This is a genomic window from Pseudomonas sp. CC120222-01a (assembly GCF_003097235.1).
GTDB lineage: Bacteria > Pseudomonadota > Gammaproteobacteria > Pseudomonadales > Pseudomonadaceae > Aquipseudomonas.
Genome location: NZ_QEQQ01000013.1, coordinates 104,844 through 127,183 on the forward strand (window position 1 = coordinate 104,844; position 22,340 = coordinate 127,183).

At 64.3% G+C, this 22,340-nt stretch carries 16 protein-coding genes; 8 read left to right on the plus strand and 8 right to left on the minus strand.

Translation table 11 applies throughout. The features are described from left to right. Positions 1–254 precede the first annotated feature (254 nt). The 8 genes from N430_RS17595 to N430_RS17635 form a co-directional block, all read right to left on the minus strand. Entirely contained in the window at positions 255–1,742 is a 1,488-nt protein-coding gene (locus tag N430_RS17595) for an efflux transporter outer membrane subunit (RefSeq protein ID WP_110638075.1), read from the minus strand. Then, the gene (locus N430_RS17600; RefSeq protein WP_110638076.1) at positions 1,739–4,846 is read right to left on the minus strand and encodes an efflux RND transporter permease subunit; all 3,108 of its coding nucleotides are present in this window, start codon (positions 4,844–4,846) and stop codon (positions 1,739–1,741) included. The genes N430_RS17595 and N430_RS17600 overlap by 4 nt, the downstream gene beginning before the upstream one ends. Further along, positions 4,843–7,941, minus strand: coding sequence for an MdtB/MuxB family multidrug efflux RND transporter permease subunit (locus N430_RS17605; protein WP_110638077.1), 3,099 nt, complete (start codon positions 7,939–7,941; stop codon positions 4,843–4,845). Before N430_RS17605 ends, N430_RS17600 begins: the two co-directional genes overlap by 4 nt. Continuing rightward, positions 7,938–9,245 carry an MdtA/MuxA family multidrug efflux RND transporter periplasmic adaptor subunit gene (locus N430_RS17610; RefSeq protein WP_110638078.1) on the minus strand — a complete coding sequence of 436 codons (1,308 nt, stop codon included), beginning with the start codon at positions 9,243–9,245 and terminating at the stop codon, positions 7,938–7,940. Before N430_RS17610 ends, N430_RS17605 begins: the two co-directional genes overlap by 4 nt. A gap of 224 nt (positions 9,246–9,469) precedes the next feature. Then, positions 9,470–9,970, minus strand: a complete 501-nt coding sequence (tpx, locus tag N430_RS17615) for a thiol peroxidase (RefSeq protein ID WP_110638079.1) — start codon at positions 9,968–9,970, stop codon at positions 9,470–9,472. A gap of 167 nt (positions 9,971–10,137) precedes the next feature. Further along, on the minus strand, positions 10,138–11,418 hold the full coding sequence (locus N430_RS17620) for a serine/threonine transporter (protein WP_110638080.1): 1,281 nt from the start codon (positions 11,416–11,418) through the stop codon (positions 10,138–10,140). A gap of 329 nt (positions 11,419–11,747) precedes the next feature. Then, the gene (locus N430_RS17625) at positions 11,748–12,944 is read right to left on the minus strand and encodes an amino acid aminotransferase (RefSeq protein WP_110638081.1); all 1,197 of its coding nucleotides are present in this window, start codon (positions 12,942–12,944) and stop codon (positions 11,748–11,750) included. Between the two features lie 224 nt (positions 12,945–13,168). Further along, positions 13,169–14,194: an Ldh family oxidoreductase gene (locus N430_RS17635; RefSeq protein WP_110638083.1), complete on the minus strand. Its 1,026-nt coding sequence runs from the start codon at positions 14,192–14,194 to the stop codon at positions 13,169–13,171. A gap of 143 nt (positions 14,195–14,337) precedes the next feature. On the opposite strand from N430_RS17635, the gene N430_RS17640 reads away from it, so the two are divergent. The 8 genes from N430_RS17640 to kdgD all read left to right on the plus strand — a co-directional run bounded on the left by N430_RS17640 (position 14,338) and on the right by kdgD (position 22,287). Next, the gene (locus N430_RS17640; RefSeq protein ID WP_110638084.1) at positions 14,338–15,210 is read left to right on the plus strand and encodes a MurR/RpiR family transcriptional regulator; all 873 of its coding nucleotides are present in this window, start codon (positions 14,338–14,340) and stop codon (positions 15,208–15,210) included. Positions 15,211–15,231: 21 nt separating this feature from the next. Beyond that, positions 15,232–15,984 carry a transporter substrate-binding domain-containing protein gene (locus N430_RS17645; protein WP_110638085.1) on the plus strand — a complete coding sequence of 251 codons (753 nt, stop codon included), beginning with the start codon at positions 15,232–15,234 and terminating at the stop codon, positions 15,982–15,984. A 188-nt stretch (positions 15,985–16,172) separates the two neighbouring features. Then, positions 16,173–16,892 carry an ABC transporter permease gene (locus tag N430_RS17650; protein WP_110638086.1) on the plus strand — a complete coding sequence of 240 codons (720 nt, stop codon included), beginning with the start codon at positions 16,173–16,175 and terminating at the stop codon, positions 16,890–16,892. Further along, a complete protein-coding gene (locus N430_RS17655) occupies positions 16,889–17,599 on the plus strand; it encodes an ABC transporter permease (protein WP_110638087.1) in 711 nt (236 codons plus the stop codon). The genes N430_RS17650 and N430_RS17655 overlap by 4 nt, the downstream gene beginning before the upstream one ends. A gap of 15 nt (positions 17,600–17,614) precedes the next feature. After that, on the plus strand, positions 17,615–18,859 hold the full coding sequence (locus tag N430_RS17660; protein ID WP_110638088.1) for an FAD-binding oxidoreductase: 1,245 nt from the start codon (positions 17,615–17,617) through the stop codon (positions 18,857–18,859). Between the two features lie 22 nt (positions 18,860–18,881). Continuing rightward, the gene (locus tag N430_RS17665) at positions 18,882–19,664 is read left to right on the plus strand and encodes an amino acid ABC transporter ATP-binding protein (protein ID WP_110638089.1); all 783 of its coding nucleotides are present in this window, start codon (positions 18,882–18,884) and stop codon (positions 19,662–19,664) included. A 297-nt stretch (positions 19,665–19,961) separates the two neighbouring features. Further along, complete coding sequence (locus tag N430_RS17670) at positions 19,962–20,771, plus strand: gamma-glutamyl-gamma-aminobutyrate hydrolase family protein (RefSeq protein WP_110638090.1); 810 nt, start codon at positions 19,962–19,964, stop codon at positions 20,769–20,771. Positions 20,772–21,375: 604 nt separating this feature from the next. Beyond that, positions 21,376–22,287, plus strand: a complete 912-nt coding sequence (gene kdgD / locus N430_RS17675) for a 5-dehydro-4-deoxyglucarate dehydratase (protein WP_110638091.1) — start codon at positions 21,376–21,378, stop codon at positions 22,285–22,287. Positions 22,288–22,340: the final 53 nt, after the last annotated feature.

Consider the following 22,340-nt stretch of genomic DNA (forward strand, 5'->3'; position numbering starts at 1 on the left):
CGAATGGGAATGGATCGAACGAATGACAAGAGGTTTCGAAATGCTTGAACTAGACCGCTTTCATCACCGAATGAAGGCACATTGCCATTTGTCGGGCCGCCGCGTTTTTTGTGGGAGCGGCCTTGTGTCGCGAAAGGGCTGCGAAGCAGCCCCATGATATTGGCGTTTGCACACTAATTGCTGGGGCTGCTTCGCAGCCCTTTCGCGACACAAGGCCGCTCCCACAGTAGACCGAGTCGGCCTGCAGGGGTGCCTTAATCCTGTTGGGCAAACGCCTGTTCGGCATCCCAGCCGCCACCCAGCGCAGCAATCAGCTGTACGCTGGCCACCAGCCGGCCTTGCAGCAGCGTCAGCGCACTGCGCTCATTGCTCAGTGCTGTGGTCTGCACGTTGACCACATCGAGGTAACCGATCAGGCCTGCCCGGTACTGGTTCTCGGTCAGGCGCAACGATTCGCGGGCTGCCTCCAGCGCTTCCTGACGCACCACGGCTTCGTCGGCATACACCTTCAACTGCACCAGGAAGTTCTCCACCTCCTTGAAACCGTCAAGTACGGTCTGGCGGTATTGCGCCACGGTCTGGTCATACACCGCCCGGGTGCGGTCGACTTCGGCGCTGCGCTTGCCGGCGTCGAACAGGGTCATCGCCAGTTGCGGCCCCACCGACCAGTAACGGTTGGGCAGTTCGATCCAGTTGCTGAAGCTGCTGCTGGAGTAACCGCCGCTCATGCTCAGGCTCAAGTCCGGGAAGTAAGCGGCGCGGGCCACGCCGATATTGGCGTTGGCGGCCATCACGTTGCGCTCGGCCGAGGCGATGTCGGGGCGGCGTTCGAGCAGTTGCGACGGCAGCGTCACAGGGATCTGCGGCAATGCCGGAATGCGCTTGCTGTCAGCCAGGGAGAATTCCGCCGGGGCCTTGCCCAGCAGCACGGCAATGGCGTTCTCGAACTGCGCGCGCTGCCATATCAGGTCGATCAGGTCAGCCTGGGTGGACTTCAACTGGGTACGCGCCTGGGCCACCGCATCGGGGCCGGCAACACCGGCGCGGTACTGGTTTTCGTTCATCCGCAGCGAGCGCTCGTAAGTCGCCACGGTCGCTTCGAGCAAGCGCTTCTGTTCGTCGATCACACGCAATTGCAGGTAGTTCTGCACCAGCTCCGACTGCTGGCTGAGGCGGATCGCGGCCAGGTCGGCGAAGCTGGCTTCGGCACTGGCCTCGTTGGCATTCATGGTTTCGCGCAGCTTGCCCCAGAGGTCGATTTCCCAGCTGACGCCGAGCTGCGCGTTGTAGGTGTTGCGAATGCCGCTGCTGTTGTTGGACAGGCTCGAACTGGAGCTGCCGGTGCCTTGTGCCGAACGGTTCTTGGTTGCTGTCAGGTCCAGGCTGGGGAACAGCGACGCCCGGCTGCTGCGCACCAAGGCCTGGGCCTGGCGGTACTGGGCTTCCGATTGCGCGACGGTCTGGTTGCTGCGGTTGAGCTCCTCGACCAGCGCATTCAGCCCGGCATCGCCGTAGATCTCCCACCAGGCGCCACGGGCGATGGCGTCGGACGGGTTGGCCTGGGTCCAGCCTTCGGCCTGCTTGTACTGCGCCGGGGTGCTCAGTTCCGGGCGGTGGTAGTCCGGGCTCAGGGTACAGGCGCTGAGCATGGCCACGCACAGCCCGGCGCCGGCCAGGCGTGAGCCCCGCCCACGGGTCAGCAGCTGCAAGGCATGGTGAAGTCGGGTCTGGGCGAAGTTCATAGCGGTGTGTCCAGGGCGGCGTCGGTGCGGATACCGCGCCAATGGTTGAATCGGTGACGCAGGCGGTCCAGGTACAGGTACACCACCGGCGTCGTGTAGAGGGTCAGCAGCTGGCTGACGACCAGGCCGCCGATGATGGTCAGGCCCAGCGGCTGGCGCATCTCGGCACCTTCGGCGCGGCTGATCAGCAGCGGCAAGGCGCCGAGGATGGCCGCCAGGGTGGTCATCAGGATCGGCCGCAGGCGCAGCAGGCAGGCGCGGCGGATCGACTCTTCCGGGCTCAGGCCCTGGTGGCGCTCCAGTTGCAGCGCCAGGTCGATCATCAGGATGGCGTTCTTCTTCACCACACCGATCAGCAGGAACAGGCCCAGCAGCGAGATCAGGCTGAACTCGCCGCCCGTGGCATAAAGTGCGAGCAAGGCACCGACGCCGGCCGAGGGCAAGGTCGACAGGATGGTCAGCGGGTGGATGTAGCTTTCGTAGAGGATGCCCAGCACCAGGTACACCAGCACCAGGGCACCGAGGATCATGAACGGCTGGCCTTCCTGGGTCTTGGCGAAGGCACTGGCCGTGCCGCCGAGCTTGGCGATCACTTCCTCGGGCAGGCCGAGCTTGGCCACTTCCCGCTCCACTGCGGCCATGGCCTGGTCGGGGCTGTAGCCTTCAGCAACGTCGAAGGCGATGTCTTCGGAGGCGAACTGGCCTTCGTGGCTGACCCGGTCGTTGGCCAGGCTGTTCTCGTAGTGGGCAATGGTCGACAACGGCACCCGCGCGCCGTCGCTGGTGATCACCTGCACCTGTTCCAGGGTACTCGGGTCCCAGGCGTATTTCGGGTTGATCTCCAGGACCACCTGATACTGGTTGAGGCTGTCGTAGATGGTCGAGATCTGCCGCTGGCTGTAGGCGTTGTTCAGCACCGCAGTGACCATGTCCATGTCGATGCCCAGGCGCTTGGCCTGGTCACGGTCGACCACCAGGGTCACCTGCTGGGTACCGGAGCCGTCACGGGCGTCGATGGCGGTCAGCTCGGGCAATGCGCGCAGCGCCGCGACCACCTTGGGGAACCACTGGCGCAAGGCAGCCAAGTCGCCGCTCTGCAAGGTATACAGGTACTGCGAAGAGGTCTGGTCACGGCCACCGCCGCCCAGCTGCAGGTCCTGGTCGGCCATCAGGAACAGCCGCCCACCCGGTACCTTGGGCATTTCCTTGCGCAGGCGCTCGATGATTTTTTGTGCATCGAGCTTGCGCTCGTTGATCGGCTTCAGCCGCACCAGCACCATGGCGTTGTTGGTGCCGCTGTTACCGCCAATGAAGCCGGCCACGCTTTCCACCGCCGGGTCGGCGAGCAAGGCGCGGCGGTAGATCTCCATCTTCGGCTGCATCACGTTGAACGACAGGCCGTCGTCGCCGCGGATGAAGCCCATCAGCTGGCCGGTGTCCTGTTGCGGCATCAGGGTCTTGGGCACCACTACGTACAGGGCGATGTTCAGGCCGATGGTCGCCAGCAGGCTGAACAAGGTCAGGCGCTTGTGGCGCAGGGCCCAGCCGAGGCTGCGGTCGTAGACATCGACCATGCGCTGGTGCGCCTTGTCGCTCCAGCGTTGCAGGCGTGTCGGCTCGGCGCGGTGAGGCTTGAGCCAACGGGCACAGAGCATCGGCGTGAGGGTCAACGACACCACCAGCGAGACGATGATCGCCGCCGCCAGGGTGATCGAGAACTCCTGGAACAGGTTGCGCACGATGCCGCCCATGAACAGGATCGAGACGAACACCGCCACCAGCGAGACGTTCATCGACAGCAAGGTGAAACCGACTTCCTTGGCGCCGAGGAACGCCGCACGCATCGGCGGCTGGCCGTCCTCGATATGCCGGGAAATGTTCTCCAGCACCACGATCGCATCGTCCACCACCAGGCCGGTGGCGAGGATCAGCGCCATCAGCGACAGGTTGTTCAGCGAAAAGCCGCACAGGTACATCACCGCGAAGGTGCCCACCAGCGACACCGGCACCGCCAGGCTTGGGATCAGCGAGGCGCGCAGGCTGCCGAGGAACAGGTAGACCACCAGGATCACCAGCACCACAGCGATCAGCAGGGTGTGTTCGGCCTCCTTGAGGGTGGCCTTGATCACCGGCGAGCGGTCCATCGCCACGTTCAGTTGCACGTTGGCCGGCAGCAGTGATTGCAGGGCCGGCAGCTGTGCCTTGATCTGGTCGACGGTCTCGATGATGTTGGCGCCGGTCTGGCGGTTGACCACCAGCAGCACCGCACTCTGGTCGTTGAAGAAGCCGCTGTTGTAGCGGTTCTCGACGCTATCGGTGACAGTGGCCACGTCGGACAGGCGCAAGATGGTGCCGTTCGACTGGCGGATCACGATCGGCTCGTAGTCCTTGGCGGTTTCCAACTGGTCGTTGGCGCGCACCTGCCAGTTGCGCTCGGCATCCTCGACAAAGCCCATGGGCCGGCGCTGGTTGGCGTTCGACACCGCCGTGCGCACTTCGTCCAGCGACAGGCTGTACTGGTTGAGCAGCTGCGGCTCCACGGCAATGCGCACCGCCGGCAACGAGCTGCCACCGATCTGCACTTCCCCTACCCCGCTGACCTGGGCCAGGCTCTGCGACAGGATGGTGTCGGCCAGGTCATACAGCTGGCCCTTCTGCAGCACGCTGGAGGTCAGCGAGAGCACCATGATCGGCGCCTGCGACGGGTTGATCTTCTTGTAGGTGGGCATGCTGCGCATGCCGCTGGGCAGCAGGTTGCGCGTGGCATTGATCGCTGCCTGCACCTCACGTGCGGCGCCGTCGATGTCACGGCCCATCTCGAAGCCGATGATCACCCGGGTCGAGCCCTGGTTCGAGCTGCTGGTCAGGGTGGTGACGCCGGCGATACTGCCGAGCTTGCGTTCCAGCGGCGTGGCCACGGTGGCGGCCATGACCTCGGGGCTGGCCCCGGACAGGTTGGCCGAGACCACGATCACCGGGAAGTCCATCTGCGGCAGCGGCGCCACCGGCAGCAGGCCGAAGCTGACACCGCCGAGCAACATGATCGCCAGGCTCAGCAGCATGGTCGCCACAGGCCGGCGGATGAAAGGTCCGGACAGGTTCATGCCTCGGCCTGCTGTGCGTCAGCGGCCGGGCGCCAGCGACGGGCCAGGCGGTCGAAGTACAGGTAGATGACCGGGGTGGTGAACAGCGTCAGCACCTGGCTGACCAGCAGGCCGCCGACCATCACCAGGCCCAGCGGCTGGCGCAATTCGGCACCGGAGCCGGTGGCGAGCATCAGCGGCACGGCGCCGAACAGCGCGGCCAGGGTGGTCATCAGGATCGGCCGGAAGCGCAGCAGCGCCGCCTGGTAGATCGCATCCTGCGGGCTCATGCCCTGGTTGCGCTCGGCCTCCAGGGCGAAGTCGATCATCATGATCGCGTTCTTCTTGACGATGCCGATCAGCAGGATGATGCCGATGATGGCGATCATGCCCAGGTCGTTGCCGCTGAGGATCAGCGCCAGCAAGGCGCCGACCGCCGCCGACGGCAAGGTCGAAAGGATGGTCACCGGGTGGATGTAGCTCTCGTAGAGCACGCCCAGCACGATGTACATGGTCACCACGGCCGCCAGGATCAGCAGCAAGGTGCTCGACAGCGAGGCCTGGAAGGCTTCGGCGGCGCCCTGGAAGCGGGTCTGCACGCCGAGCGGCATGCCGATGTCCTGCTGCACCTGCTCGATCACCTTGACCGCCTCGCCCAGCGACGCACCATGGGCCAGGTTGAACGACAGGGTCACCGCCGGGAACTGGCCGATGTGCGAAATGGCCAGTTGCGCCTGGCGCTGCTCGATGCGCGCCAGCGCCGACAGCCGCACCTGGCCGCCATCGGTGGCCTTGACGTGAATCGACTCCAGCGCCTGCGGGCCGATGACCGCCGCGTCCTGGGCCTGCAGCACCACGCGGTACTGGCTGGCCTGGGTGTAGATGGTAGAAATCTGCCGCTGGCCGAAGGCGTCGTACAAGGCGTTGGTGATCTGCGCCACGGTGATGCCCAGGCGGCTGGCCATGTCACGGTCGATCACCAGGTACACCTGCAAGCCTTTGTCCTGCAGGTCACTGGCGACGTCCTGCAGCTCCGGGCGCTCCTGCAGGGCCTGCACCAGCTTGCCGCTCCACTGCGCCAGCAACTCGGCATCGGGCGACGACAGGCTGAACTGATACTGGGTACGGCTGACCCGGTCCTCGATGCTCAAGTCTTGCACCGGCTGCATGAACAGGCGGATACCGACCAGTTTGTCGAGCTGCGGTTGCAGGCGGCTGATCACTTCCCCGGCAGTCACATCACGTTCGCCGTGGGGCTTGAGGTTGATCAGCAGGCGGCCGCTGTTGAGCGTGGCGTTGTCGCCGTCGACACCGATGTAGGACGACAGGCTCTGCACCGCCGGGTCCTGCAGGATGACCTTGCTCAGGGCCTGCTGGCGCTCGCTCATGGCGGCGAACGAGGTCGATTGCGGTGCTTCGGAAATACCCTGGATCACACCGGTGTCCTGCACCGGGAAGAAGCCCTTGGGCACCACCATGTACAGCAGCACGGTGAGTGCCAGGGTGGCCACGGCCACCAGCAGGGTCAGCGGCTGGTGCTTGAGCACCCACTGCAGGCCACGGCCGTAGTGTTCGATCATCCAGTCGATCCAGGCACCGCTGGCGCGGTAGAAGCGGCCCTGCTCTTGCTCTTTGGGCTCACGCTTGAGCAGGCGCGCGCACATCATCGGGGTCAGGGTCAGCGACACCACCAGGGAAATCAGGATGGCCACCGCCAGGGTGATGGCGAATTCGCGGAACAGCCGGCCAACCACGTCGGCCATGAACAACAGCGGGATCAATACGGCAATCAGCGAGAAGGTCAGCGAGATCAGGGTGAAGCCGATCTGCTTGGCGCCCTTGAGCGCCGCCTGCAGTGGCGTTTCGCCTTCCTCGATGTGGCGCGAGATGTTCTCGAGCATGACGATGGCGTCGTCGACCACGAAGCCGGTGGCGATGGTCAGGGCCATCAGCGTCAGGTTGTTGACCGAGAAGCCGGCCAGGTACATCACGCCGAAGGTGCCGATCAGCGACAGCGGTACGGCGATCGAGGGAATGATCGTGGCACTGAAACGGCGCAGGAACACGAAGGTGACCATCACCACCAGCACGATGGCGATCAGCAGCTCATGCTGCACGTCCTTGACTGCAGCGCGGATGGTCTGGGTACGGTCGGTGAGCACCGACACATCGAGGCCGGCCGGCAGGTTGTCGGTGATCGAGGGCAACAGCGCCTTGATGCGGTCGACCACCTCGATGACATTGGCACCCGGCTGGCGCTGGATGTTCAGCAGCACGGCCTGGTTCTGGTTGGCCCAGGCGGCCAGGCGTTCGTTCTCGGCGCCGTCGACGATCTCGGCGACATCCTTCAGGCGCAGCGGCGCGCCATTGTTGTAGGCGAGGATGAGGTTGGCGTATTCCTCGGGCGAGCGCAGCTGGTCGTTGGCGTCGAGCATCGACACCCGGGTCGGGCCATCGAAGTTGCCCTTCGGCTGGTTGACGTTGGACGCGCCGATCAGGGTGCGCACGTCGTCGAGGTTGAGGCCGTTGGCCGCCAGCGCATCCACGTTGACCTTGATCCGCACCGCCTGGCGCTGGCCGCCGGCGATGCTGACCATGCCTACGCCGCTGATCTGCGCGAGCTTCTGCGCCACGCGGGTGTCGACCAGGTCGTTGAGCTTGGGCAGCGGCATGGTCTTGCTGGAGATGGCCAGGGTCAGCACCGGGGTATCGGCCGGGTTGACCTTGTTGTAGACCGGCGGCGCCGGCAGGTCGCTGGGCAGCAGGTTGCTGGCGGCGTTGATCGCGGCCTGCACCTGCTGCTCCGCAACATCCATGTTCATGTCCAGGCTGAAGCGCAGGGTCAGCACCGAGGCACCACCGGAACTGGTCGACGCCATCTGCTCAAGGCCCGGCATCTGGCCGAACTGGCGCTCCAGCGGTGCGGTGACCGCGCTGGTCATGACTTGCGGGCTGGCGCCTGGGTACAGGGTCATGACCCGGATGGTCGGGTAATCGACCTGGGGCAAGGCCGACACCGGCAGCAGCTTGTAGGCGATCAGGCCGGCCAGGACGATGGCCAGCATGGTCAGCGTGGTAGCGACCGGGCGGAGGATGAACAGGCGTGACAGGTTCATGCGCCCGCCTTGGCTGCCGCTTTGCCGGAAGGCGCTTCATCGGCCTGGGCCGAGCCCTTGGCGTCCTGGCCTTGCAAGTGCTGGCCGGGGGTGGTCGGCACTTGCGAGCTGTCTTCGACCACTTCGACCTTGGTACCTTCGCGCAGGCGGTCGGTGCCTTCCAGCACCAGGCGGTCGCCGGCCTTGAGGCCCTCAAGGATGACGCTGTTCTGGCCATCGCTGGCGCCGACCTTGAGCTTGCGGATATTGACCGTGCTCTGGTCATTGACCACGTAGGCGAAGGTGCCGTCGTTGCCGAACTGCACGGCCGCGGCCGGCGCCATCACCACCTGCTTGAGGGTGTCGGCCAGCAGGCGCACGTTGACGAACTGGTTGGGGAACAGGGCCAGGTCCTTGTTCTCGAAGCGGCCCTTGAACTTGAGGGTGCCGGTGGTGGTGTCAATCTGGTTGTCGATGCTGCCCAGCACGCCGGTCGACTGCAGTTTGCTGTCGGAACGGTCCCAGGCCTCGACCGGCAGGCTGGCGCCGCTGCGATAACGGTCGAGCACGGTGCTCAGCTCGGTTTCCGGCAAGGTGAAGGCGACGCTGATTGGCTCGGTCTGGGTGATCACCACCAGTGCGGTGGTGTCGTTGGCCGCCACCAGGTTGCCCAGGTCGAGCTGGCGCAGGCCCACGCGGCCGTTGATAGGTGCGCGGATCTGGGTGAAATCGAGGTTCAGGCGGGCATCATTGACCTGGGCCTGGTTAGTCTTGACCAGCCCCTGGAACTGCGCGACCTGGGCTTCGGCAGTGTCGAGGGTCTGCTTGGCGATGCTGTCCTGGGCGTACAGGCCTTTGTAACGCGCCAGGTCGACCTGGGCGTTCTTCAGTTGCGCCTGGTTCTGGGCCAGGGTGCCTTCGGCCTGCTGCAGGGCGATGCGGTAAGGGCGCGGATCGATTTCAGCGAGCAGGTCGCCGGCCTTGACCTGCTGGCCCTCCTTGAACAGGATCTTGACCAGCTCGCCGGCCACACGACTGCGTACATTCACCGTGTTGGTCGCGGTGACCGTGCCCAGGGCCTTGTAGTAGAGGGGGAAGTCACCCACCCGCACCGGTTCGACGCGCACCGGCACCGGGTCGGTGGAGCCGCCGAAGCCCGGCCGGCCCATGCCCATCCCCATGCCTTTGCCGCCGCGCCCGCCCCCGGCCGCTTTGTGGGCAGGCGTTGCCGCAGGCCACAGCCACCAGGCCAGCAAGGCCACCAGCAGCAGGATCAGCAGGCCGACGAGCCAGCGACGAGGGGATCGGGAATTGGACACTTGCATGGGTTGAACGAACCTTGTTCAGAAATGGCGGCTTGGGGAGGATGAACGATAAGCACTGGCATCGTTATAGCAAAGGCTCTTTACCAGAGGTTTACCTTTGCCTGACGTTGCCAAAAGGTTGAACTTTAAATGAAAACGGCCCGGAAAGGGTTCCGGGCCGTTACAGGGTGTTGCTTGGAGAGGGGCCAGGCAGAAGAGTTCCTTTACCCTCCCCCAGGCAATCCTTACTTCAGCACAGCCAGGGCTGCGTCGTAGTTCGGCTCGTCGGCGATCTCGCCAACCAGCTCGCTGTGCAGCACCTTGTCGTTCTCGTCCAGTACCACCACGGCACGGGCAGCCAGGCCGGCCAGCGGGCCGTCGGCGATGGCAACGCCGTAGTTCTGCAGGAACTCGGCACCGCGCAGGGTGGACAGGTTCTTCACGTTGTCCAGGCCTTCAGCGCCGCAGAAGCGCGCCTGGGCGAACGGCAGGTCAGCCGAGATGCACAGCACCACGGTGTTGGCCACGTCGTTGGCCTGGGCGTTGAACTTGCGAACCGAAGTGGCGCAGGTCGGGGTGTCGACGCTCGGGAAGATGTTCAGCACCTTGCGCTTGCCGGCGAAGTCCTTCAGCGACTTGTCAGCCAGGCCTTCACCTACCAGGGAGAAAGCCGGAGCCTGGGCGCCGGCCTGTGGCAGGTTGCCGTTGACCTGAACCGGGTTGCCTTTGAGGGTCACTTGAGCCATGACGAAATCCTTATGCGGGGTTTGAAAAGGACACTGAGTTAATCATGAAGGCGGCCGGGTGCCTATGGGTACATTGAAATTGTTCTATTGCCAGACAATTTCTGTGGACAAAAAAAAGCCCGGATGGCGACAAACGCTCCGGGCTTTTTTCTATTTCAGGCAGTAAGTCAGCCGATCAGGCCGTACACCACCGAGGTCAGCGCCACCACGCCGATCACCACCACGAACACGTTCGACAGCGCGCCGCTGTACTTGCGCATCGACGGCACGCGACGGATGGCGTACATCGGCATCAGGAACAGCAGCACGGCGAGGATCGGGCCGCCGAGCGATTCGATCATGCCGAGGATGCTCGGGTTGAGGGTGGCGACGATCCAGCACACCACCAACATAAGTGCAGCGACCACACGGTCCAGGGTCTTGGCACCCGGGCGAGCGCCGGTCTTGACGATGATGCCCTTCAGGCCTTCACTGGCACCGATGTAGTGGCCCAGGAACGACTTGGCAATCGCGACAAAGGCGATCAGCGGCGCGGCGAAGGCAATGGTCGGGTTGCTGAAGTGGTTGGCCAGGTACGACAGGATCGACAGGTTCTGCGCCTTGGCTTCGGCCAGCTGGGCGCTACTCAGGGTGAGCACGCAGCTGAACACGAAGAACAGCACCATCACCACCATCAGCAGGTGGGCACGGCGCAGGATCTGGCCGCTGCGCTCGTCGGCGTGCTCGCCATAGCTGCGCTTCTGGTCAACGGCGAAGGCCGAGATGATCGGCGAATGGTTGAACGAGAACACCATCACCGGAATGGCCAGCCACAGCGTATGCAGGAAGGCCGGGCCCGACGGCACCTGGGCGGCGCTGTCGAGGATGCCACCGGTCCAGTGCGGAATCAGGTACAGGCCAAGCAGCCCCAGGGCCACGATGAACGGGTACACCAGCAGGCTCATGACCTTGACCGTGGCCTGCTCGCCGCAGCGCACGATGGCCAGCAGGCCGAGGATCAGCACGAACGACAGGATGACCCGCGGTGGCGGCGCCATGTGCAGCTGGTGCTCCATGAAGCTGCTGACCGTGTTGGTCAGCGCCACGCTATAGATAAGCAGGATCGGGAAGATCGCGAAGAAGTACAGCACGGTGATCAATGCACCGGCCTTGATGCCGAAATGCTCTTCGACCACTTCTGTGATGTCACCGCCGTTGCGCCCGGACAGCACGAAACGGGTCAGCGCACGGTGGGAGAAATAGGTCATCGGGAAAGCCAGCGCGGCCAGGATCAGCAGCGGCCAGAAGCCGCCGAGGCCAGCGTTGATCGGCAGGAACAAGGTCCCCGCGCCAATGGCTGTGCCAAACAGGCCCAGCATCCAGGTGGTGTCGTTACGCGACCAGGCGCCGAGGGTGGCGGGGGTCGATTCTACAAAGCGTTGTTCAACGCTTGGGGCCTGCTCATTCATTCCGGGTGAAGCTCCACTCGCAAGACTGCAACAGGCTGAGAATGGCGAAATCGTGTTATCGCCCAACTCAACCGGGAAAGAGGGGCGCGATTGTGCACCGAAAGGTTGCACTTGCGAAGCCCCTTTCCGAGAGGCGGTTGCACTTGTCTTTACAAGCGGGTTGTGCCCATAAGGCAGGCCGCAAATGAATGTGGGAGCGGCCTTGTGTCGCGAAAGGGCTGCGCAGCAGCCCCAGGACCTGTGCAGCGACACAGATAGCTGGGGCCGCTGCGCAGCCCTTTCGCGACACAAGGCCGCTCCCACAAGAGCCGCGTGCGGCCCGCTGCGGTTTATTTCTGGACGGCAGCGAAGGCTTCGGCAACCCGTTGCAGGTTAGCCGGGCGCAGGCCGGACATGCACACCCGGCCGCTGTCGATCAGGTACACGCCGAACTCGTCACGCAGGCGACGCACCTGCTCGACGCTGAAGCCGGTGTAGCTGAACATGCCGCGCTGGCGCAGGAAGAACTGGAAGTCCTGACCCGGCAGCAGCACCGCCAGGGCATCGACCAGCGCCTGGCGCATGTCGAGGATACGCTTGCGCATCACTTCCACTTCTGCGGCCCACTGGGCGTTGAGTGCAGCATCGCCGAGCACGCCAGCCACCAGCTGGGCACCGAAGTTGGGCGGGCTGGAGTAGTTGCGACGCACGGTGGCCTTGAGCTGGCCGAGCACGCTCTGGGTGGTGGCTTCGTCGTCGCAGACCACCGACAGGCCCCCTACCCGCTCGCCGTACAGCGAGAAGATCTTGGAGAACGAGTTGCTGACCAGGCACGGCACGCCGGCCCGGGCCATTTCGCGGATGGCGTAGGCGTCTTCCACCAGGCCTTCGCCGAAGCCCTGGTAGGCGATGTCGAGGAACGGGATCAGCTGGCGCGCCTTGACCACTTCCACTACCTGTTGCCACTGCGCCGGCTCAAGGTCGGCACCGGTCGGGTTGTGGCAGCACGGGTGCAGCAGCACGATGCTGTTGGCCGGCAGGCCCTGCAGGGCTTGCAGCATGCCGTCGAAGTCGACGCCACGGCTGGCCTGGTCGAAGTACGGGTAGGTGTGCACCTTGAACCCGGCACCTTCGAAGATGGCGCGGTGGTTGTCCCAGGTCGGGTTGCTGACCCAGACTTCCGACTGCGGGAAGTAGCGTTTGAGGAAGTCGGCACCGACTTTCAGCGCGCCGGAGCCGCCAACGGTCTGCACGGTGGCCACGCGCTTGCCGGTCACGGCCGGGTGGTCGGCACCGAACAGCAGCGCCTGGATCGCCTGGCGGTAGCTGGCCAGGCCTTCCATCGGCAGGTACAGCGAGGCTTCATGGGCCTGGCCGGCAATGCGCTTTTCCACCGCATCCACCGCTTCCAGCTGCGGCACCACACCGGCCTCATCGTAATACAGGCCGATACTCAGGTTGACCTTGTCGGCGCGCGGGTCGGCCTTGAAGGTTTCCATCAACGAGAGGATCGGGTCGCCGGCATAGGCATCGACATGTTTGAACACAGCGTGCAGCTCCTTGGATCAGGACAGTTCGGAAAGACTGCCCTGAGGATACCCGGAGTCGGGCCCAAGGAACATCACATAAGTGCAAGGTTGTCTATGCAACTTTGCACAGCTGGGGTTTCGTGCTGGATTCTTCGCGGGCATGCCCGCTCCCACAGGGATATCACAGCCCTTGAGATCTGTGCAGTACCTGTGGGAGCGGGCTTGCCCGCGAAGAGGCCGGATCAGCCAAGCAATTCTTTCAGTCCTTGCAACTCTTGTTCAGTCACCGCCACCCCTTCCCGCTCGGCCTGCTCCCGCTCGCGGTAGCGCCGCTCGCCCGGCATGCGCGACAACCCTGCAGCCTGCATGTGGTCGACCAGTTCGCGGCTGCGCTGGGCAAACCGGCTACCCTCGGCCTTGCTCGGGTCGATGACGATGATCAGTTGCCCGGTCCACGGCGTTTTCGCACCTGGGTGCCCTGACCAGTCGAACTCCCAGGAGAAATGCCCGCCGGTCAGCGCCGCCGCCAGCAACTCGACCATCATCGACAACGCCGAACCCTTGTGCCCGCCAAACGGCAGCAGTGCGCCGCCTTCGAGAATGGCCTTGGGGTCGGTGGTCGGCAGGCCTTGGGCATCCACGCCCATACCCTCGGGCAGTGCCTGGCCGGCACGCGCGGCGATCTGTACGTCGCCATGGGCCATGGCACTGGTGGCCATGTCGAAGACGATCGGGTCATGCCCGGCACACGGCGCAGCAAAGGCAATCGGGTTGGTGCCGAACAGCGGTTTGCGCGCGCCGTGCGGCACCACGCAGGTCATGCTGTTGACCACGCTCAGTGCCACCAGGCCCTCATCGGCAAAGGGTTCGACATCGGGCCACAGCGCGGCGAAATGGTGCGAATTGTGGATCGCCAGCACGGCAATGCCGGCGCTGCGGGCCTTTTCCACCAGCAACTCACGGGCCGCTGCCAATGCAGGCTGGGCGAAGCCACCGGCGGCATCCACGCGCACGTAGCCTGGCGCCAGGTCGGTCACCTGCGGTATGGCCCGCCCATCAACCCAGCCACTGGCCAGGGTCGAAACGTAACCGGGAATACGAAACACGCCATGGCTGTGGGCGCCATCGCGCTGGGCACTGGTGCAGTTGTGGGCAAGCACGGTGGCCACCGCTTCGCTGCAGCCGTGACGCAGGAAGATCGCTTGCAACAGCCCCTGCAGTGCAGTGAAGGGCACGCGCACGAGCGGGCTGGTGGAAGGTGCGGACATCTGTAGCTCCTTTTTTGGAATTGGAATGGCAACAGCGTATGCAACGACAAAAACTTTCCGATAAGTGACAGCTATCTGTCAAATGTTGACGGCATGACAGAAAACAGCCATTTTCTATTTCACGCCTTACCTGGAGCAGCAGCATGAGCCAACCGATCAAGCAACGCCTGGAAAACAGCCTGCAAGGGGCCGCTGCCTCAGGCCGCAAGATCGCCAGCTACATGCTCGCCAACCTGCACGAACTGCCGTTCCAGACCTCGGCCAGCATTGCCGAGAAGCTGGGTGTCAGCGAATCCAGCGTCGGCCGTTTCTGCCGCTCCCTCGGTTATGCCCATCTCAAGGCGCTCAAGCAAGACCTGCAGAGTGACCTCGGCGACGGGCCGTGGCTGATGGGTGATCGCCTGCAAGAATATCGCCAGAACCAGGACGTCAGCGACAACGCTGGCAGCCTGGAGCGGGAAATCGCGGCCCTGGTGCGCGTTCACGAATACCGCCAGAGCGATGCCTGGCACACCGTGGCACAGCGCCTGGCGGTAAAGCCACGGGTGTGTATCGCCGGCTTCCAGACCGAGCGCGGCATCGCCATGTGCATGAGCCACCTGCTGCAATACCTGCGCGACGGCGTGCTGCTGGTCGATGGCAGCGCCGGGCACTTCGGCGACGTGCTGCTCGGCCGCAGCGAGGACACCGCGCTGGTGGTGTTCGAGGCCCGCCGCTATTCCCGCCATGCCCTGCAGCTGTGCCAGAAGGCACGCGCCGCCGGCATCCCGGTCACCCTGGTGACCGACACCTTCTGCGACTGGGCCGATGCCCATGCCGACGAAGTGTTCCGTATCCCCACCGAATTCAACCTGTTCTGGGAGTCCACCGCGACCATGCTGTCGTGGGTGCACCTGATGGTCAACGAGGTCTGCAAGAAGCTCGGGCCTGATGTTGAAAAACGCTTGGAAGCGACTGCCGCTCTACATAACGAGTTCGTCGGCTACACCTCGTGGCCGGCGGGCAAACAACAATAGCAAGAGTGCAAGAGGTGCGAGATGAACAAGACCATGGCTATGCTGGGTGCGTGTGCCCTGCTGCTGGCGGGTAACGCCAGCGCCGAGACCCTGCGCTTCGCCACCGAAGGTGCCTACCCGCCCTTCAACTATGTCGATGCCGATAACCAGCTGCACGGCTTCGACATCGACATTACCCACGCCCTGTGCGAACAGATGAAGGTCGAATGCACCCTGGTCGCCCAGGACTGGGAAGGCATCATCCCGGCCTTGATGGCGCGCAAGTACGATGCCGTGGTGGCGTCGATGATCGACACCGAGGAACGGCGCAAGAAAATCGCCTTCACCGACCACTACTACCGCACCCCGCTGACTGTCGCCGTGGCCAAGGACAGCAAGATCGGCGACGCCCAGACCAAGTTTGACGGCTACACGGTCGGCGCCCAGTCGTCCTCGACCCAGGCCATCTATGCCGAAGACGTGTACGCCAAGGCCGGCGCCGACGTGAAGTTGTACCCGACCATGGACGAGGCCAACGCCGACCTCGCCGCCGGCCGCCTGGACGGGGTGATCGCCGACAAGTTCCCGCTGCACGAGTGGATGAACAAGAACGGCGGCGATTGCTGCAAGATCCTCGGCGACGTTGCCGATACCAAGGCCAACGCCGCCATTGCCGTGCGCAAGGACGATGACGCCCTGCGCCAGCGGCTGAACACCGCACTGGCCGAGATCGTCGCCAACGGCACCTACCAGAAGATCGCCAGCAAGTACTTTGCCTTCGATATCTACAACTGATCTGTAGAAAGTCTTTGCGAAACCCCTGTGGGAGCGGCCTTGTGTCGCGAAAGGGCCGCATAGCGGCCCCGGCAATCTGTGCTGTTGCATAAATCCTGGGGCCGCTTCGCAGCCCTTTCCGACCGGTCCGACGCCTCGGCAAGGCCGCTCCCACACTGTAATCGCATTACCCGCCCAAGGGGTTTGTCATGCTCGATCAATTGTCCTTGCTGTCCTTCGCCAGTGGTGGCTGGGGCCAGGCGCTGCTGGCCGGCGCCCTGGTCACCGTTTCCCTGGCCCTCGCCTGCCTGCCCATCGGCCTGCCGCTGGGCCTGGCCGTAGCCCTGGCGGCGCGTTCACGCAAGCGCCTGCCACGGGCCTGGGCCACTACCTTTTCCACAGTGTTCCGCGGCCTGCCCGAGCTGCTGACCTTGCTGATCATCTATTACGGCTGCCAGATCGCCGCGCAGAAGCTGCTGGCGGCCATGGGCTATGAAGGCGAATTCCTGATCAACACCTTCCTGACCGCGATGATCGCCTTCAGCCTGGTCTTCGCAGCGTTCTCCAGCGAGATCTGGCTGGCGGCGTTCAAGACCCTGCCCAAAGGGCAACTGGAGGCCTGCTCGGCGCTGGGCCTGAGCAAGCGCACCGGCTTCTTCAAGGTGGTGCTGCCGCAACTGACCCGCATCGCCCTGCCGGGCCTGTCGAACAACTGGCTGTCGCTGCTCAAGGACACCTCGCTGGTGTCGACCATCTCGCTGGTCGACCTGATGCGCCAGACCAACCTGGCGGTCAGTGTGACCAAGGAGCCGATGTTCTTCTATGGCGTCGCCTGCCTGGGTTACCTGCTGTTCTCCGCCGCCTCGGGACGGGTATTCGCCTATATCGAGCGCCGCAGCAACCGCCACCTGCAAGGAGCACGCGCATGAGTGCCGAACAACTGCTGGGCCTGGTGCTGGACCCGGACCTGCTGGAGCGCTACGGCCCGCGCTTCGTCGAGGGCCTGCTGGTGACCGCCAAGCTGGTAGCGATTTCCTTCAGCCTGGGCGCCGTGCTCGGCCTGCTGCTGGCCCTGGCGCGCATGTCGCGCCACCTGCTGCTGCAGCGCATGGCGGCCGGCTACATCTACTTCTTCCGCGGCTCGCCACTGCTGGCACAACTGTTCCTGCTGTATTACGGCCTGGGCTCGCTCAAAGGTTTCTGGCAGGACGTCGGGCTCTGGTGGTTCTTCCGTGAAGCCTGGTTCTGCACCTTGCTGGCGTTCACCCTCAACACCGCCGCCTACCAGGCCGAGATCTTCCGCGGCAGCCTGATGGCCGTGGCGCCGGGGCAGTACGAAGCGGCACGGGCGCTGAACCTGAAACGTTCGACCACCTTCTTCAAGGTGATCCTGCCGCAATCGTTGCTGGTGGCCATCGGCCCGCTGGGCAACGAGCTGATCCTTATGATCAAGGCCAGCGCCATCGCCTCGCTGGTGACCATCTACGACTTGATGGGCGTGACCAAACTGGCGTTCTCGCGCAGTTTCGACTTCCAGATCTACCTGTGGGCCGCGGTGCTTTACCTGGTGATCGTCGAACTGGTCCGGCGCTTGCTCAAACACCTGGAAGCCCGCCTGGGCCGCCACCTGAACTGACCGAAGGATACATCCATGCATTGCCAGACCCTTGTTCTCGGCGCCGGCATCGTCGGCGTCAGCACCGCACTGCACCTGCAGGCCCGCGGGCGCCAGGTGATCCTGATCGACCGCGATGACCCCGGCAGCGGCACCAGCCATGGCAACGCCGGGCTGATCGAGCGCTCCAGCGTGATCCCCTATGCCTTCCCGCGGCAATTCGGTGCCTTGCTGCGCTATGGCCTGAACCGCCAGCCCGACGTGCGCTACAGCCTGCTGCACCTGCCCAAGGCGGCGCCCTGGCTGCTGCGCTACTGGCAACAGTCGGCGCCCGGGCGCCTGGCTGGTGCGGCGGCCGACATGCTGCCTCTGGTGCAGCGCAGCGTCGAGGAACACGATGCGTTGATCCACGCCGCCGGCCTTGAAGGGCTGATCCAGGCCAAAGGCTGGATCGAGGTGTATCGTGAACCGGCGCTGTTCGAGCAGGCCAAGGCCGAGCTCAAGGGCCTGGCCCGTTACGGCCTGCAGTACGAAATCCTCGAACGCGGCCAGCTGCAGGCGCGCGAACACCAGCTCGACAGCACCGTGGTCGGTGGCATCCACTGGCTCGACCCGAAGACCGTCAGCAACCCCGGCGCCCTCACCCGTGGCTACGCCGCGCTGTTCGTACAGCGTGGCGGGCAGTTCCTGCATGGCGATGCGCGCAGCCTGCGCCAGGTCGACGGCCAATGGCAGGTCGATAGCCAACGGGGGCCGATTACTGCCGACGAGGTGGTGGCCTGCCTGGGCCCGCAGTCGGGCGACCTGTTCGAGCGCCTGGGCTACCGCATTCCGCTGGGCATCAAGCGTGGCTACCACATGCACTACGGCACCCGTGACGGCGCGCAGCTGCAGCATTCGGTCTGCGACACCCAGGGCGGCTACGTCCTGGCCCCTATGGCCCGCGGCGTGCGCCTGACCACCGGCATCGAGTTCGCCGCCAGTGACGCGCCGGGCAACGAAATCCAGCTCAAGCGCTGCGAAGCCCTGGCCCGCAAGCTGTTCCCGGCCCTGGGCGAGCGCCTCGATGACAAACCCTGGCTCGGCCGCCGGCCCTGCCTGCCCGACATGCGCCCGGTGATTGGCCCGGCGCCCCGACACAAAGGCCTGTGGTTCAACTTCGGCCACGCCCACCACGGCCTCACCCTTGGCCCGGTCAGCGGCCGCCTGGTGGCCGAGTTGCTCACCGGCGAGCGCCCCTTCACCGACCCTGCGCCCTACAGCGCGGCACGTTTCGACTGACACCCAGCGGGAGAACAACAACATGACCGCCCCCATGAGCGTTGCCAGCCTTGCCCCCGAACCTGACCCACGCCCGGAACTGATCCGCATCGAGGGCCTGAACAAGCACTATGGCGCCTTCCATGTGCTGCGTGACATTGACCTGCGGGTGCGCGAAGGCGAGCGCATTGTCCTGTGTGGCCCGTCCGGCTCAGGCAAATCGACGCTGATCCGCTGCATCAATCGCCTGGAAATCGCCCAGCAGGGCAGCATCCAGGTTGCCGGCACCGACCTGGCCGCCAACACCCGCCAGGCGGCCCAGGTGCGCAGCGAGATCGGCATGGTGTTCCAGCACTTCAACCTGTTCCCGCACATGAGCGTGCTCGACAACTGCCTGCTCGCCCCCACCAGCGTGCGCGGGCTGTCGCGCAAGGACGCCGAGGAACGGGCGCGCATGTACCTGAGCAAGGTGGGTATCGAGAGCCAGGCGCACAAGTACCCCAGCCAGTTGTCCGGCGGCCAGCAGCAGCGCGTGGCCATCGCCCGGGCGCTGTGCATGAAGCCGCGCATCATGCTGTTCGACGAGCCGACCTCGGCGCTCGACCCAGAGATGGTCGCCGAGGTCCTGGACGTACTGGTGCAGCTGGCCGGCACGGGCATGACCATGCTCTGCGTCACCCATGAAATGGGCTTTGCCCGGCAGGTGGCAGAGCGGGTGCTGTTCCTTGAAGGCGGGCAGATCATCGAAGACAGCCCGCCCCAGGTGTTCTTCAACCAGCCGCGTACTGCACGGGCCAAGGCGTTCCTGGCGCAGATACTGCACTGAGCCGTCGATCATTGCAGCGCTGCAATGAACCAACTGCGTCGTTAAATATAATTGACCTTACCCCCTGCCAAACCCTTGCCGGCTCAGGCTCGCAAGGGTTCAGCCCCCGTATTTCGGCGCCTTAACCGCTTTTTGCTCGTTTGACATATCGAACGGCTCTGGCAAGCTATCTACAAGCCCCGACCGGAATCGTCCAGTGATGAGCCGGCAGTGCTCGGGACTTCAGGTAGCACAACATGGCCACGGGCCGTGCACCTGCACAACAACGACAGGCAGAGCCCTGTCATAAGGTGACATATGTCCAACAGCAACATTGGCAACAAGCAACCTTCCCTGCGCAAACCCGTCGTCCTGATGACCATGGGCAGCCAAGAGCGCAAAGGCCATGACTATCAGGTCATGACCCACAAATACATCACCCCGCTGGTCGACTTCGCCGATTGCGTCCCGGTCCTGGTGCCCACCTGCTGTGGCATCGAAGACCTCGAGACCTATCTGGACATGGCCGACGGCGTGTACCTGACCGGTGCTGGCAGCAACATCGACCCGACCCTGTACGGTCAGGAGAACGAAACGCCAGGCAAGGGCCAGGACAAGAACCGCGACCTGTTCGACATCCCGCTGGTCAAGGCGGCGCTCAAGCGCGGCCTGCCGATTTTCGGCATCTGCCGTGGCATGCAGGAAATCAACGTTGCCCTGGGCGGCGACATCTACCAGAAGGTCTACGCCGAGCCAGGCTTCAACGACCACCGGGAAAACCCGGAAGATCCGGTCGATGTGCAATACGCCCAGGTGCATGGCGTGAAGATCAAGCCGGGCAGCTGGCTGCGTGAAACCCTCGGTACCGACGAGATCCGCGTGAACTCGCTGCACGGCCAGGGCCTGCGTAACCTCGGCGCCGGCATCGAGCCGATCGCCCACGCCGAAGACGGCCTGGTCGAGGCGATCCACGCCCCGAGCATCTCGCCGTTCCTGTTTGCCGTGCAGTGGCACCCGGAGTGGCAAGCGGCGAAGAACCCTGATTCGATCAAGATCTTCCAGGCCTTCGGCGATGCCTGCCGCGCCCAGGTGCGCAAAAGCCAGATCAAGCGCCAACAGGCTGCCTGATACCCGGTTTCAGCTTCGTTAGCTTTGATCGCGGGGCGGCGCAAGGCCGCCCCCGCTTCCCCGGTCACCCTCTGCTGGTCCCAGAACACTTCCCGTGGAAGCGGGCGGCGGGCTTGTGCCTGTCTCCGCGATCGTTTTTTTCCTTTCTCCTGAAGAGATACGATGACTGCCTAGTGCTCGTCGTTAGATCTTCTGCGCCTATCAGATCGAGCGCCGCCCGCGCGGCGCATCGCGGGCAAGCCCGCTCCCACATTTGTTTCGGGCCAGTTACTCCTGTGCCGCCAACAGGATCCGCCTTGGTGCATGACTGGAGACAGGTGGGGCTTCATCAGCGCCCACCAAGATGCATTGCCATGCCAACAAGGCGGTCCCTGTTGGCTTCACAGGAGAGATTGGCCCGAAACAAATGTGGGAGCGGGCTTGCCCGCGATGCGCCGCGCGGGCGGCGCTCGATATCCGCATCCGCACAACTCTTGAACTGATCACTTAGGCATCCACACAAAATTTCTGCATAAAGCACTAGTCATCGCAGCAGTTGTACGATAACTTACCTCCAACGCAGAACAACACCCTTCACCCCAAGCGCCACAGGATGCCTACAACAATGACTCCACAAGAACTGAAATCCATCCTCTCCCACGGCCTGCTGTCTTTCCCGGTCACCGACTTCAATGCCCAGGGCGACTTCAACCAGGCTGGCTACATCAAGCGCCTGGAGTGGCTCGCCCCTTACGGCGCCAGCGCCCTGTTCGCCGCCGGTGGCACCGGTGAGTTCTTCTCCCTGGCCGCCAGCGAATACAGCCAGGTGATCAAGACTGCGGTCGACACCTGCGCCAAGTCGGTGCCAATCCTCGCCGGCGTCGGTGGTTCCACCCGCCAGGCCATCGAATACGCGCAAGAAGCCGAGCGCCTGGGCGCCAAGGGCCTGCTGCTGCTGCCGCACTACCTCACCGAAGCCAGCCAGGACGGCGTAGCCGCCCACGTCGAAGCGGTGTGCAAATCGGTCAACATCGGTGTGGTGGTGTACAACCGCAACGTCTGCCGCCTGAACGCCAACCTGCTGGAACAACTGGCCGAGCGTTGCCCGAACCTGATCGGCTACAAGGACGGCCTGGGCGACATCGAACTGATGGTGTCGATCCGTCGCCGCATGGGTGATCGTTTCAGCTACCTGGGTGGCCTGCCGACCGCCGAGGTGTATGCTGCGGCCTACAAGGCACTGGGTGTGCCGGTGTACTCGTCGGCAGTGTTCAACTTCATTCCGAAGACCGCGATGGACTTCTACCACGCCATCGCCCGCGACGATCACGCCACCGTGGCCAAGCTGATCGACGATTTCTTCCTGCCGTACCTGGACATCCGTAACCGCAAGGCCGGCTACGCCGTGAGCATCGTCAAGGCTGGCGCCAAGATCGCCGGTTACGACGCAGGCCCGGTGCGCACCCCGCTGACCGACCTGACCGCCGAAGAGTACGAAATGCTCGCAGCACTGATGGACAAGATGGGCCCGCAATAAGCGCGCCCTGCGGCCTGCCATTGCCGCATCCGGAGTGGGCCTGCCCCACTCCG

Excerpts from the sequence above, each read along its gene's own strand:
- N430_RS17620 (WP_110638080.1), bottom strand. The coding sequence starts at position 11,418 with ATGAATGAGCAGGCCCCAAGCGTTGAACAACGCTTTGTAGAATCGACC.
- N430_RS17660 (WP_110638088.1), top strand. The coding sequence starts at position 17,615 with ATGCATTGCCAGACCCTTGTTCTCGGCGCCGGCATCGTCGGCGTCAGC.
- N430_RS17595 (WP_110638075.1), bottom strand. The coding sequence starts at position 1,742 with ATGAACTTCGCCCAGACCCGACTTCACCATGCCTTGCAGCTGCTGACC.
- N430_RS17655 (WP_110638087.1), top strand. The coding sequence starts at position 16,889 with ATGAGTGCCGAACAACTGCTGGGCCTGGTGCTGGACCCGGACCTGCTG.
- N430_RS17610 (WP_110638078.1), bottom strand. The coding sequence starts at position 9,245 with ATGCAAGTGTCCAATTCCCGATCCCCTCGTCGCTGGCTCGTCGGCCTG.
- N430_RS17605 (WP_110638077.1), bottom strand. The coding sequence starts at position 7,941 with ATGAACCTGTCACGCCTGTTCATCCTCCGCCCGGTCGCTACCACGCTG.
- N430_RS17645 (WP_110638085.1), top strand. The coding sequence starts at position 15,232 with ATGAACAAGACCATGGCTATGCTGGGTGCGTGTGCCCTGCTGCTGGCG.
- N430_RS17670 (WP_110638090.1), top strand. The coding sequence starts at position 19,962 with ATGTCCAACAGCAACATTGGCAACAAGCAACCTTCCCTGCGCAAACCC.
- N430_RS17640 (WP_110638084.1), top strand. The coding sequence starts at position 14,338 with ATGAGCCAACCGATCAAGCAACGCCTGGAAAACAGCCTGCAAGGGGCC.
- N430_RS17665 (WP_110638089.1), top strand. The coding sequence starts at position 18,882 with ATGACCGCCCCCATGAGCGTTGCCAGCCTTGCCCCCGAACCTGACCCA.
- N430_RS17635 (WP_110638083.1), bottom strand. The coding sequence starts at position 14,194 with ATGTCCGCACCTTCCACCAGCCCGCTCGTGCGCGTGCCCTTCACTGCA.
- N430_RS17600 (WP_110638076.1), bottom strand. The coding sequence starts at position 4,846 with ATGAACCTGTCCGGACCTTTCATCCGCCGGCCTGTGGCGACCATGCTG.
- N430_RS17650 (WP_110638086.1), top strand. The coding sequence starts at position 16,173 with ATGCTCGATCAATTGTCCTTGCTGTCCTTCGCCAGTGGTGGCTGGGGC.
- tpx (WP_110638079.1), bottom strand. The coding sequence starts at position 9,970 with ATGGCTCAAGTGACCCTCAAAGGCAACCCGGTTCAGGTCAACGGCAAC.
- kdgD (WP_110638091.1), top strand. The coding sequence starts at position 21,376 with ATGACTCCACAAGAACTGAAATCCATCCTCTCCCACGGCCTGCTGTCT.